This is a genomic window from Pseudomonas sp. PDM05, assembly GCF_014851685.1.
GTDB lineage: Bacteria > Pseudomonadota > Gammaproteobacteria > Pseudomonadales > Pseudomonadaceae > Aquipseudomonas.
Map to the genome: position 1 here is coordinate 22,514 of NZ_JACVAC010000003.1, position 11,719 is coordinate 34,232.

Genomic DNA, 11,719 nt, shown 5'->3' on the forward strand with positions numbered 1-11,719 from the left:
GATATCGGTATTAAATCAATATATTTCAAGCTGTTAGGATTTCCGGTTCGCAATCGCAGGCTCACGCGATTGGCAGCCTCTGACGGAGCTTCAATGAATCTGCCTCTGATTCTCAACTTACTGGTGTTCGTGGTCCTGTTACTGGGCCTGGCACAAACCCGCCGCACAAACTGGAGCCTGGCCAAAAAGGTGTTGTTCGCCCTGGCCCTGGGCGTGGCGTTCGGTGTGGCACTGCATAGCATTTATGGCGCCGGCAACCCGGTGCTCAAGGCTTCCATCGGCTGGTTCGACCTGATCGGCAACGGTTATGTGCAATTGCTGCAAATGATCGTGATCCCGCTGGTATTTGCTTCGATCCTCAGCGCCGTGGCGCGTTTACACAACGCCGCGTCCCTGGGCAAGATCAGCTTCCTGACCATCGGCACGCTGTTGTTCACCACCGCGATCGCGGCGTTGATCGGTATCGGCCTGACCAACCTGTTCGGCCTCACCGCCGAAGGCCTGGTGGCCGGTACCCAGGAAATGGCGCGCCTGCAGGTGATCCAGAGTGATTACGCGGGCAAGGTCGCCGACCTGAATATCCCGCAGTTGCTGCTGTCGTTCGTGCCGTCGAACCCGTTCGCCGACCTGGCGCGGGCCAAGCCGACGTCGATCATCAGCGTGGTGATTTTCGCCGCGTTCCTGGGGGTTGCCGCGCTGCAACTGCTCAAGGATGACGTGGAAAAAGGCCAGAAAGTGCTCAACGCCATCGACACCCTGCAAGCCTGGGTGATGCGCCTGGTGCGCCTGGTGATGAAATTGACGCCGTACGGCGTATTGGCGCTGATGACCAAGGTGGTCGCCGGTTCCAACTTGCAAGACATCATCAAGCTCGGCAGTTTCGTGGTGGTGTCGTACCTGGCCCTGGGCCTGATGTTCGTGGTGCACGGCCTGCTGCTGTCCCTGGCCGGGATCAACCCGCTGCGCTTTTTCCGCAAGGTCTGGCCGGTGCTGACGTTTGCCTTCACCAGCCGCTCCAGCGCGGCGGCGATCCCGCTGAGCATCGAGGCGCAGACCCGTCGCCTGGGCATCCCGCACTCCATCGCCGGTTTCGCCGCCTCGTTTGGCGCGACCATCGGCCAGAATGGTTGCGCGGGTCTTTACCCGGCGATGTTGGCGGTGATGGTGGCGCCGACCGTGGGCATCAACCCGCTCGACCCGCTGTGGATCGCGACGCTGGTGGCGATTGTGACCCTGAGTTCGGCCGGTGTGGCGGGCGTGGGCGGCGGCGCGACGTTTGCCGCGCTGATCGTGCTGCCGGCGATGGGCTTGCCGGTGTCATTGGTGGCGTTGCTGATTTCCGTGGAGCCGCTGATCGACATGGGCCGCACGGCGTTGAACGTGAACGGCTCGATGACGGCCGGGGCGATTACCAGCCAGATCATGGGGCAGACGGATAACGCCGTATTGGATGCCGATGAGCACGCCGAACTAGCCCAAGCCTAAAATGTGTAAACGATGTCCCCGGTTTCAGATGTAAAGGATGTCTACGGTTCTACACCCGCGCTGAGCGGCGAAGCCGCCCCAAAACCAGACACCGCGTTTTTCCTGAAACACCGCGGCGTACCTGTTGGGGCGGCTTCGCCGCCCAGCGCGGGCAAGCCTGCTCACTACGGGCTGTCAGGCTTTTTTCCAGACTTCGAAGTTGTAGGCAGGCTTGTCACCTTCAGCCGGATTTTCTTGGTTGGAAACCAGCTTCCACTGGTTCAAATCAAACTCCGGAAACCACGCATCCCCCTGCGGGCTCAACGCCACCCGCGTCAAATACAGGCGATCGGCCTGCTCCAGCCCCTGCGCATACAACTGCGCACCGCCGATCAGCATCAGCTCATCCACGCCCTGCTCCAGCGCCCACGCTTCGGCGCGCTCAACCGCAGCGTCCAGCGACGGAAAAACCTCGGCACCTTCCAGCACCAGATCGGTCTGACGGCTGACCACAAGGTTCAAGCGCCCCGGTAACGGTCGGCCCAGGGAATCCCAGGTCTTGCGCCCCATGATGATCGGCTTGCCGAGCGTAGTGGCCTTGAAATATTTGAAATCCCCCGGCAAATGCCAGGGCATGCTGTTGTCGACGCCGATCACGCGGTTTTCACCGAGGGCTGCGATCAGGCTTAAAGGGAGAGTTTTTTTCATGGCGACGAGAATACCAGAGCCCCGAGTCAGGGGTTATGCTCCAGGCTCACAAACACAACAGGACGGCGCGTGACTGCACTGACCCCGCTGCAAAAACTCTGGCTGACAGAAACCGTGCGCCTGCGCGAAGAACACGCGGGGCCCCTGGACGACCAGGAAGCCAACCGCCTGGCCCGCGCGGCCGGTGGCGATTTGCCGATGCGTATCCAGCGCCGCGCCCTGCACCTGGCCGAGCGCGATGGCCTGAGCGCCGCCCTCACCCGCTGGCTGCAAGGTGCGCGCCTGGCGCTGGTGCTGCTGGCCATCGTCGCGCTGATCAGCGGCGCCGGCCTGGCCTTCGCCGCGCTGGGCAACGGCCTGGCCCCGGTGAATGTGTTCTGGGCCTTGGGCAGCCTGCTCGGTTTGAATCTGATCCTGCTGATCAGTTGGGCCCTGGGCCTGCTGTTTGCCGGCGAACACGGCGCCAGCCTGGGGCGGCTATGGTTGTGGCTCAGCGAAAAACTCGCCCGCGACGCCAAGGCCGCACAGTTGGCACCGGCGTTGTTGCTGTTGCTGCAACGCCAAAAACTCAATCGCTGGGCCGTCGGCGTGCTGGTCAATGGCCTGTGGCTGCTGGCCATGCTCAGCGCCCTGGCGATCCTGCTGACGCTGCTCGCCACCCGCCGCTACGGCTTCGTGTGGGAAACCACCATCCTCAGCGCCGACACCTTCGTCGCCGCAACCCAAACGTTGGGCAGCCTGCCCGCGCTGCTGGGCTTCAACGTACCAACCGTCGAGATGATCCGCGCCAGCGGCGATTCCGCGCTGAACATCGAACGCGCCCGCCAGGCCTGGGCCGCTTGGTTGGTAGGCGTGCTGCTGGTCTACGGCCTGCTGCCGCGCCTGCTCCTCGCCCTGCTCTGCCTGTGGCGCTGGCAACGCGGGCGCGCCGCCCTGCGCATGGACCTCAACCTGCCGGGCTACAGCCAGCTGCGTGAACGCCTGATGCCAAGCAGCGAACGCCTCGGCGTCAACGACGCCGCACCGGAGCAGTTGCCCCCTGTCAGCGGCGGCGTCAGCGACCTGCACAGCGACGGCGCCCTGCTGGTGGCCATCGAACTGGACGACCAGCATCCATGGCCGCCCAAGCTGCCTGCCAACGTCAACGACGCCGGCATCCTCGACAGCCGCGAATCGCGCCACAAACTGCTGGAACAACTCACGCGCTTCCCGCCCGCCCGCCTGGCCATCGCCTGCGACCCACGACGTTCGCCGGATCGCGGCAGCCTCGCGCTGATCGCCGAACTCGCCCGTAGCGCCGCCGCCACCCGTGTGTGGCTGCTGCAAGCACCGCCCGGCCAGGCGCTGGACGCCGAACGCCTGGGCGACTGGCACAGCGCGCTGCAACAGCTTGAGCTGCCCTTCGCCGACTGCGCGCCGCTGAACTGGCTGGAGACCGGTCATGACTAAACCGCTGAAACTCGCCGTGGTCGGCCACACCAATGTCGGCAAAACCTCGCTGCTGCGCACCCTGACCCGCGACGTGGGCTTCGGCGAAGTCTCCCACCGCCCCAGCACCACACGGCATGTCGAAGGTGCGCGCTTGTCGGTGGACGGCGAAGCCCTGCTGGAGTTGTACGACACCCCCGGCCTGGAAGACGCCATCGCCCTGCGCGACTACCTGGAGCGCCTGGACCGACCGGGTGAACGCCTCGACGGCCCGGCTCGGCTGGCGCGGTTCCTCGAAGGCAGCGAAGCGCGCCAGCGTTTCGAACAGGAAGCCAAGGTGCTGCGCCAACTGCTGGCCTCGGACGCCGGCCTGTACGTGATCGACGCCCGCGAGCCGGTGCTAGCCAAGTACCGCGACGAGCTGCAAGTGCTGGCCAGTTGCGGCAAGCCGTTACTGCCGGTGCTCAACTTTGTCAGCAGCAGCGACCACCGCGAACCGGACTGGCGTGAAGCCCTCGCCCGCCTGGGCCTGCATGCACTGGTGCGGTTCGACAGCGTCGCACCACCGGAAGACGGCGAGCGCCGCCTGTACGAAAGCCTCGCCCTATTGCTGGAAAACGCCCGGCCGCAGTTGGAGCGCCTGATTCTTGACCAGCAGGCCCAGCGCCAGGCCCGTCAGCAAAGCGCGGCGCGGTTGATCGCCGAGCTGCTGATCGACTGTGCCGCGTGCCGTCGCAGCGTGGTCACCGAAGATGAGCCGCACGCCATCAACGAGCTGCGCAAGGCCGTGCGCCAGCGCGAACAGAAATGCGTGGAAGCGCTGCTCAAACTGTTCGGCTTTCGCCCGCAAGACGCCGCCGCCAGCGATTTGCCGCTGCTTGACGGGCGCTGGGGCGATGACCTGTTCAACCCGGAAACCCTCAAGCAACTCGGGGTGCGCGTCGGTGGCGGGATCGCCGCCGGGGCCGCCGCCGGGGCGGGTGTGGATCTGCTGGTCGGCGGCCTGACCCTCGGCGCCGCCGCCCTGGCCGGGGCGATTGCCGGTGGTGCGCTGCAAACCGCGCGCAGCTACGGCAGCCGGCTGCTGGGCAAGATCAAAGGCCAACGCGAACTGACCGTGGACGACAGCGTGCTGCGCCTGCTCGCGCTGCGCCAACGTCAGTTGCTCAAGGCCCTGAACCTGCGTGGGCATGCGGCGATGCACAGCATCAAGGTCGATACGCCCCAGGACAAAAGCTGGCGCGAGGGCAAATTGCCGGACGCGCTGCACAAAGCCCGCGCCCATCCGCAATGGTCGTCGCTCAACCCCCACGCCAAACTCAGCCAGGCCGAACGCCAGGAGCAGGTCGAAGCACTCGCCCAGCGCCTCGACGAAACCTAAGCCGCCAACACCTGCCGCGCCTTGGCCTTGAGCACCTCAAGGTCGAGCAGCGGCACATGCATCTGCTTGGCCTGCTCGTCCCAATGACGCATGCGCAGGCTGACCGCGCAGAGCGGGTCCTGCTCAAAGGCCTGGGCTTCTTCGGCGGTCATCATCCCGCCCTGATAGCCCAGGGTGCGACGGCTGGCTGCGCTCAATCGGGCGTAGTAGTCCGGTTGGTTGAACGTCAGGTAGCGCTTGGCTTGCACGTGATATTCCACGAGCCTGGCCAAGCGTTCGCTGAACCCGGCGCGGCGCAGGTAATCCGCGCCCAGCCGTTCGTGGCTGACCACGCCGTAGCCGCCCATGTCCGCGCCGCCTTGGCCGCACAGATGCCCGATGTCGTGGAAAAACGCCGCCAGCACCACTTCATCGTCAAACCCTTCCAACATGGCAAGCTGCGCGGCCTGGGACATGTGCTCGATCTGCGACACCGGCTCGCCGATGTAATCCGCCGCGCCGTGTCGCTCGTACAGGCCAAAGACCTCGGCAATCGCCTGTTCCGGGCTCATCACACACTCCCCCACAACGCGCTGATATTGCGCTCGGCCAGCGCCGGCCCGACGCTCATGCCCACGCCGGTGTGCATCAACGCTGCGCTCACCCCCGGTGCCGCCCGCAGGAACGAGAACGGCCCCGGCCCCCGTGCCCCGTATACGCCCTGCCAGCGCTCCAGCACCTGGAGCCTGCAACCCAGGGTCTGCTCGGCCAGTTCGATCATCCAGTCGTCGACCTGCTCGGCGTTGAACGGCGAGGCATCGCTGCCGTAGGCATGGGAGTCGCCGATGATCAGCTCGCCATAGGGTGTCGGGCTGATCAGCAGGTGGATGCCGTGCTCGTGCAGGTGCGGCACATCGCGCAGGATCTGCGCCCGCACCGTCGCCGCCTCGGGCAGGTCAGCGAAGGCGCCGTAGTGCACGCAACTGAGGCCGGTGAGCAAGGCGTGTTGCAGGTTGAGATTGACCGCTGGCCGTGCGCGCAGCATTTGCAGGCGACAGATACTTGGGTTGAGTTCGGCCATCGCGTCGGCCAGCAGGGTTTGGTAGTCGTGACCGGAGCAGACGATGATCTGCTCGCCGCGAAAGCTGCCCACCGTACTGTGCAGCAGGCCCGGTTCCACATCGCGTACCAGGGTGGAGAAATGAAACTCCACGTTCAATTCGTCGCGAAGGTAGTTGATCAACGCCGGGAGCGCTTCGCGCGAATACAGTTGCTGGTCGTCCTTGCCGTGCAACGCGGCACGGTGATGGCGGAACTGGCCGCCATACAAATCCTTCATCGCTGCGCCTTGCAGCAATTCGACGTGGTAGCCGTGTTCCTTGGCGCGGCCGGCGCAAAAGGCTTCGAGCAGATGCTCTTCGGCTTCGTTGCGGGCGAACAGGTAGGCGCCGTTGCGCTTGAGCTGCAGGCCGGCGGCCTGGGCCCAGTGGCCCCAGATGTCACGGCTTTGCCGCGCCAGGTCGAGCATCGTGCCTGGCGGCTGGCCGGTGACCAGGGCCTGGCCGAAGTTGCGTACCGAGGCGCCCAGGGGCGTGGCGCTGCGTTCGAAGACCTTGACCTTGAGGCCGCGCTGGGCGGCGGCGAAGGCGTGGGACAGGCCGAGGATGCCGGCGCCGACAATTAAAAGGTCGGTGGGGTGTGTCATGGAATGATGTCCTGAATTCAAGGCCGCCTTCGCGAGCAAGCCCGCTCTCACATTTGAATGTGTTCACAAATCAAAATGTGGGAGCGGGCTTGCTCGCGAAGAGGCCAGTAGCTCTGACGAAAACCTTACTGACCGGCGACCTTCTCCGACTTCCCGTCATAGCGCTTGCGCCATTCGGTGAGGATGCTGTCGCGGTTCTTCGACGCCCAGGCAAAGTCGTTCTTGATCAGCCGTTGCTCATAATCGGCCGGCAATTCGGTCTGCGGCTTGGCAATCCCCGGCTGGGCGAGCACGGCGAAGTTGTCCTTGTACAGCGCCATCGCCGCCGGGCTGGCGGAAAAGTCGGCGAGTTTTTTCGCCGCGTCGGCGTGGGCCGTGCCCTTCATCACGGCCGTCGCTTCAATGTCCCAACCCAGGCCTTCTTTCGGCAGGATGATGTCCAGCGGCGCGCCCTGGCGCTTCAACTGCACGGCCGGGTATTCAAAGGAAATCCCGATCGGGAATTCACCAGACGCCGCCAGCTTGCACGGCTTGGAGCCCGAGTGAACGTACTGGCCGATGTTCTGGTGCAGGTCGTCCATGTACTGCCAGCCCTGCTTCTCGCCATAGGTCTGCAACCACGCGCTCACATCCAGGAAACCGGTGCCGGACGAGGCCGGGTTGGGCATCACGATCTTGCCCTTGTACTCAGGCTTGGTCAGGTCTTGCCAGCTCACCGGCTTGCTCAGGCCCTGCTTTTCGGCTTCAACGGTATTGAAGCAGATGGTCGCGGCCCACACGTCCATGCCGACCCAGGCCGGGGGGTTGGCAGGGTCACGGTAGTTTTTGCCGATTTTGTCCAGGTCCTTGGGGGCGTAGTTATCCAGCATGCCTTGCTGATCGAGGATCGCCAGGCTCGACGCGGCCAGGCCCCAGACCGCGTCGGCTTGCGGGCGGTCTTTCTCGGCCAGCAGCTTGGCGGTGATGATGCCGGTGGAGTCGCGCACCCACTTGATTTCGATGTCCGGGTTGGCCTTTTCGAAGGCTTGCTTATAGGTCTTCAACTGCTCGGCTTCGAGGGCCGTGTACACCGTAAGGTCGGTCTTGGCGAAGGCATTCAGGCTGAATGCAGACAGTACGGCAGCGACCAGTGCCAGGGGTTTGAACATGGAACACCTCCTATCGGGATTATTGGCCCGGCGCGCTCTGGCGCCAGGCTTGGGAGCGACGCAACGCGCCGCGTGAGGCCCACGCCAGCAACAGCGAGACGCCGGCCGAGGTGAACAGGATCAAGGTCGACATGGCCGCCGCGCCGCCCACGTTGCCGGCATCGTCCATGTTCAACACGGCGACGGCGGCGAGGATGGTGTCGGGGCTGTAGAGGAAAATCGCGGCGGATACGGTGGTCATCGCCGATACAAACAGGTAGCGCACGATGTCCAGCAACGCCGGCAGGCAGATCGGCACGGTGACTTTCAGGTAATGGCGATACAGCGGCGCCTTGAGGGACAGCGCGGCGGCTTCGAACTCGGCGTCCAGCTGGCGCAACGCCGTGGTGGCGGTCATCTGCGCGGTGGTCAAATAATGCGCAATGGTGCACACCACCAGCAGGGTCATGGTTCCGTAGAACACATGCAGCGGGTTGCCGTTGAGGTTGAAAAAGAACACGTAGCCCAGACCCAGCACCAACCCCGGCACGGCCATCGGCACAAAGCTGAGCAGGCGCAGCGCGAGGTTGAGGCCCTTCTGGCCCTTGGTCTTTTCCATCAGGTAGGCGCCGGTGAAGATCAGCACGCTGCCGATCAACGCGGTGCACAAGGCCAGGGTCAGGCTGTTGCGGTAGGCCAGCCAGCCGCCGCCGGCAGTGTCTTCGAACTGGTAGTGGTTCAGCGACAGCGACAGGTTGTACGGCCAGAATTTCACCAGCGAGGAGTACACCGCCATGCCGAACACCAGCAGCAAAACGGCGCAGATCAGTAGGACGATGGCCAGGTAGCAGCCGTCCCTTGAACGCGATGGCAGCGGTTGGAACACTTGGGCGCGGCCGCTCATGGAGTCGCCATGACGGCGGCGCAACCACGCATCCACGCCGAAGCTGAACAGCGCCGGCAACAGCAACACCATGCCGATCAACGCGCCGCGACCGAACTGTTGCTGGCCGACCACCGCCTTGTACGCCTCCAGCGCCAGCACTTGATAATCGCCGCCGACCACCACGGGCACGCCGAAGTCGGTGATGGTCAAGGTAAACACCAGACAGAATGCCGCGAATACCGCCTGGCGCGTGGCCGGCCAGGTGATGCTGCGAAACGCCCGGGCCGGGCTCGCCCCCATGCTGGAGGCCGCGTCGAACAGGCGCGCATCCGCCAGGGACAGCGCCGACAGCAGGATCATCAAGGCGTGTGGGAAGGTGTAGATCACTTCACCCAGAACGATGCCCCAGAAACCGTAGATATTCTCCGAGAGCAAGCCGCGCAACATACCCTGGTTGCCGAATAGATAAACCAGCGCAATCCCCGGCAGCATCGACGGTGCCATCAACGGCAGCAGGGACAGGCCGCGCCAGATCGCCTTGGCGGGAATCAGCGTGCGTTGCAGGGCGTAGGCAAACAGGTAGGCCAGCGGTACGACGATGGCCGCGACGCTGAGGGAAACTTTCAGACTGTTGCCGAGCAACCAGTGGAAGTTGGCGCTGCTGATCAGTGCTTTAGCCGCGACCAGACCGCCGCCCTGCCCCGCTTCGTTGCTGAAACCACGCCAGAAGATCGCCAGCAACGGCAGCAACACGGCGACGCCCAGCAAGCACAGCCAGAGCAGTTTGCCGCCGACTACAAACAGGCGGTCGCCCAGTTCCGCACGGGAAGCCTGGCGCACGGCGGGCAAGGTCATGACAACAGCCATCTCAGGCAAACACCTGCAGGCTGCGCGGCGGCAAGGCCACCCAGATGTCCTGGGCGCCCAGGCGCGGCATGGCTTCCGGGGCCAGTTCGGCGAGCAGCGCATGGCCGGGTAACTGCTCAAGCTCAAAGCTCATGCGGCAGCGGTTGCCGAGGAACGTGACCTCGCGGACCTTGGCCGGGAACAGGTTTTCTTCATGCACCGGCGGGTTGACGCTGATGGCTTCCGGGCGGCAGAACAGGCGGCCGGACTTGGCCACGCCGGCATCATCGGCCAAGCGCATGTTCATCCCGCCGACCTGGGCGTGGCTGGCGCTGTTGCGGCTGAATGGCAACCAATTGCCCTGGCCGACAAATTCCGCCACGAACGACGTGGCCGGGCGGTCGTAGATTTCCTGGGGCGTGGCGTACTGCTCGACCTTGCCGTTGTTCATCACGGCGATGCGGTCGGCCATCAGCATGGCCTCGTCCTGGTTGTGGGTGACCATCAGCGTGGTGATGCCCAGGCGCCGTTGCAGTTGGCGCAGTTCGGTGCACAGATGCTCGCGCACACGGGCGTCGAGGGCGGACATCGGTTCATCCAGCAGCAATAACGACGGCGCAGGCGCCAGTGCCCGGGCTAGAGCCACGCGTTGTTGCTGGCCGCCGGAGAGTTGGCCGGGGTATTTCTTTTCACTGCCGACCAGGCCGACCAGTTCCAACATCTGAGCGACACGCTTGCGCACTTCATCGCGGCCGCTGCCGGTGAGGCCGTAGCCGATGTTCGCTTCGACGGTCAGGTTGGGAAACAGGGCGTAGGACTGGAACAGAATGCCGTAGTCCCGCGCCTGGGGTGGCAGCAGGGAAACGTCGCGGTTGCCCAGGTAAAGTTCGCCGCTGTCCTGGCGCTCGAGCCCGGCGATGCAGCGCAGCAAGGTGGTCTTGCCACAGCCGGACGGGCCCAACAGGCACACCAACTCACCGGCGGCGACGTCCAGGGATACGTTATCGAGCGCAGTGAAGGCGCCGAAGCGTTTCTGGATATTGCGCACCTTCATCGGCGCGCCGGGTTGGCTCAGGGCAGTGTTCATGCGTGGCACCTCATCAAACGGATGAGGGTCATGCTAGGTAGGCAATGCGTCGCGCGTGTGGCAGGAAGGCAAAAGGTGGTGATAGTGGTATTGGTGGATTTGGGTAGGGGTCAAAGAGGTGTGGTGCCTGTACTGCCGCTTTTGCGGGCAAGCCTGCTCCCACACTTGATCGGGTTCACACGGTCAAAATGTGGGAGCGGGCTTGCCCGCGAAGAGGCCCTCAAGACCACCATAGAACTCAGAGGGGCGACATTTCCTGCGCCAACCCCAGAAACGCCGCTGGCAACCGTGCGTTTTTTCTTTCCTTGAGGCAGTACAAATACTCCGGAATCTGCGGCGCATGCTCGATGGTCAGCACCCGCAGTTGCGGGTCATGGGGCACTTCCTGGCGCGCAATGATGCTGATGCCAATATTGCGCAACACCGCCTCGCGGATCGACTCGCGACTGCCGATTTCCAGCAGCGGCCCGTAGCTCACGCTAGCGCCCTGCAACATCTCTTCCGTCAGCCGCCGTGTGGTCGAGCCCGCTTCACGCATCAACAAGGTATGCCCGGCCAGGGCACTGAGGGGCACATGGTCGAGCTTGGCCAGGGGATGGTCGCGATGCACCGCCAGCACCAGCGGGTCGGTGCCCAATACCCGGCGGATCAGGCGTGGGTCTTCCACCAACTGCGAGGACGCGGCGACATCGACGCGGTAATCGTCCAGCGCTTCGAGCACCTGTTGGGAGTTGCCGATTTCCACCGACACGTCCACCTGCGGCAGGCGTTCGCGGAAGGCTTTGACCAGATCGAGGATGTAATACGGCGCCGTCGCGGCAATCCGCAATGCGCCCTGGACCTGGCCGTTGTTGCGCAGGAAAAACTCGATGTCCGCTTCTTGCTGCAACAGCGCCTTGACCATCGGCAGCAGCCGCGCGCCTTCATCGCTGACGGTCAGACGCCGGCCGCCACGGTAGAACAGCTCAACACCGTATTGGCTTTCGAGGTTGCGAATCTGGGTGGTGACCGTGGGCTGGCTCAGGCCGAGTTTTTTCGCCGCCTGGGTAATGCTGCCCAGGCGCGCGACCATGTAAAAAGCCTTCAACTCGGCACTCAGCACGCCACC

At 64.2% G+C, this 11,719-nt stretch carries 10 protein-coding genes; 3 read left to right on the plus strand and 7 right to left on the minus strand.

Translation table 11 applies throughout. From position 1 onward, the window contains the following. The first annotated feature begins 93 nt into the window (after window positions 1–93). On the plus strand, window positions 94–1,485 hold the full coding sequence (locus IB241_RS07675; RefSeq protein ID WP_192297863.1) for an L-cystine transporter: 1,392 nt from the start codon (window positions 94–96) through the stop codon (window positions 1,483–1,485). 174 nt (window positions 1,486–1,659) lie between these two features. On the opposite strand, the gene IB241_RS07680 is transcribed toward IB241_RS07675, so the two are convergent. Next, on the minus strand, window positions 1,660–2,172 hold the full coding sequence (locus IB241_RS07680; protein ID WP_192297864.1) for a dihydrofolate reductase: 513 nt from the start codon (window positions 2,170–2,172) through the stop codon (window positions 1,660–1,662). 69 nt (window positions 2,173–2,241) lie between these two features. Here IB241_RS07680 and IB241_RS07685 point away from each other — a divergent pair, with 69 nt between their 5' ends. Beyond that, complete coding sequence (locus tag IB241_RS07685) at window positions 2,242–3,621, plus strand: DUF2868 domain-containing protein (RefSeq protein WP_192297865.1); 1,380 nt, start codon at window positions 2,242–2,244, stop codon at window positions 3,619–3,621. Continuing rightward, a complete protein-coding gene (locus IB241_RS07690) occupies window positions 3,614–4,981 on the plus strand; it encodes a DUF3482 domain-containing protein (protein WP_192297866.1) in 1,368 nt (455 codons plus the stop codon). Before IB241_RS07685 ends, IB241_RS07690 begins: the two co-directional genes overlap by 8 nt. Here IB241_RS07690 and IB241_RS07695 read toward each other — a convergent pair. The 6 genes from IB241_RS07695 to IB241_RS07720 form a co-directional block, all read right to left on the minus strand. Continuing rightward, window positions 4,978–5,532, minus strand: coding sequence for a phosphonate degradation HD-domain oxygenase (locus tag IB241_RS07695; RefSeq protein WP_192297867.1), 555 nt, complete (start codon window positions 5,530–5,532; stop codon window positions 4,978–4,980). The two genes, IB241_RS07690 and IB241_RS07695, sit on opposite strands and share 4 nt — an antisense overlap. Then, window positions 5,532–6,665 (minus strand): TIGR03364 family FAD-dependent oxidoreductase, encoded by a 1,134-nt coding sequence (locus tag IB241_RS07700; protein WP_192297868.1) that lies wholly within the window; start codon window positions 6,663–6,665, stop codon window positions 5,532–5,534. Before IB241_RS07700 ends, IB241_RS07695 begins: the two co-directional genes overlap by 1 nt. Window positions 6,666–6,790: 125 nt before the next feature. Then, window positions 6,791–7,813, minus strand: coding sequence for a putative 2-aminoethylphosphonate ABC transporter substrate-binding protein (locus tag IB241_RS07705; RefSeq protein WP_192297869.1), 1,023 nt, complete (start codon window positions 7,811–7,813; stop codon window positions 6,791–6,793). 19 nt (window positions 7,814–7,832) lie between these two features. After that, window positions 7,833–9,545, minus strand: coding sequence for a putative 2-aminoethylphosphonate ABC transporter permease subunit (locus IB241_RS07710; RefSeq protein WP_192297870.1), 1,713 nt, complete (start codon window positions 9,543–9,545; stop codon window positions 7,833–7,835). A 1-nt stretch (window position 9,546) separates the two neighbouring features. Continuing rightward, window positions 9,547–10,611, minus strand: coding sequence for a putative 2-aminoethylphosphonate ABC transporter ATP-binding protein (locus IB241_RS07715; protein ID WP_192297871.1), 1,065 nt, complete (start codon window positions 10,609–10,611; stop codon window positions 9,547–9,549). Between the two features lie 238 nt (window positions 10,612–10,849). Continuing rightward, the gene (locus tag IB241_RS07720; protein ID WP_192297872.1) at window positions 10,850–11,713 is read right to left on the minus strand and encodes a LysR family transcriptional regulator; all 864 of its coding nucleotides are present in this window, start codon (window positions 11,711–11,713) and stop codon (window positions 10,850–10,852) included. Window positions 11,714–11,719: the final 6 nt, after the last annotated feature.

Coding starts and splice junctions, on each gene's coding strand:
- IB241_RS07695 (WP_192297867.1), bottom strand. CDS start 5,532: ATGAGCCCGGAACAGGCGATTGCCGAGGTCTTTGGCCTGTACGAGCGA.
- IB241_RS07675 (WP_192297863.1), top strand. CDS start 94: ATGAATCTGCCTCTGATTCTCAACTTACTGGTGTTCGTGGTCCTGTTA.
- IB241_RS07680 (WP_192297864.1), bottom strand. CDS start 2,172: ATGAAAAAAACTCTCCCTTTAAGCCTGATCGCAGCCCTCGGTGAAAAC.
- IB241_RS07715 (WP_192297871.1), bottom strand. CDS start 10,611: ATGAACACTGCCCTGAGCCAACCCGGCGCGCCGATGAAGGTGCGCAAT.
- IB241_RS07705 (WP_192297869.1), bottom strand. CDS start 7,813: ATGTTCAAACCCCTGGCACTGGTCGCTGCCGTACTGTCTGCATTCAGC.
- IB241_RS07700 (WP_192297868.1), bottom strand. CDS start 6,665: ATGACACACCCCACCGACCTTTTAATTGTCGGCGCCGGCATCCTCGGC.
- IB241_RS07710 (WP_192297870.1), bottom strand. CDS start 9,545: ATGGCTGTTGTCATGACCTTGCCCGCCGTGCGCCAGGCTTCCCGTGCG.
- IB241_RS07690 (WP_192297866.1), top strand. CDS start 3,614: ATGACTAAACCGCTGAAACTCGCCGTGGTCGGCCACACCAATGTCGGC.